The organism is Ochrobactrum sp. SFR4 (assembly GCF_019730395.1).
Lineage (GTDB): Bacteria > Pseudomonadota > Alphaproteobacteria > Rhizobiales > Rhizobiaceae > Pseudochrobactrum.
Genome location: NZ_JAAPBB010000598.1, coordinates 1 through 299, shown reverse-complemented (window position 1 = coordinate 299; position 299 = coordinate 1). Strand labels below are relative to the sequence as shown.

Annotated in this window: 1 protein-coding gene; it reads left to right on the top strand. The window is 51.8% G+C overall.

Annotation, left to right across the window (positions count from 1 at the left end; all coding sequences use genetic code 11):
• The coding region (locus HBA93_RS20425) for a DUF459 domain-containing protein (protein WP_221724493.1) at window positions 1-299 on the top strand (299 nt) is incomplete at both ends.

The window sequence follows — 299 nt, the reverse complement described above, 5'->3', positions numbered from 1 at the left end:
CGCCGCACCGCCACCCGCACCTGTTATTGCCAAAAACCCTGATGCCGCTAAAATTCTGGTCATCGGTGATTTTATTGCAGGCGGACTTGCTGAAGGTTTAACGGAAACCTTCGCCGAAGCCGCCGATCTGCAAGTCATCAACCGCAGCAATGGCTCATCCGGCTTTGTCCGTCAGGATTATTATAACTGGAGCAAAGAACTGCCTGCTATTCTGGCAGAGCAGAAACCCGCTGTCATCGTCATGATGATCGGTGCCAATGACCGCCAGACCTTAACCCAAAAAAGCATCAGTCTTGCAC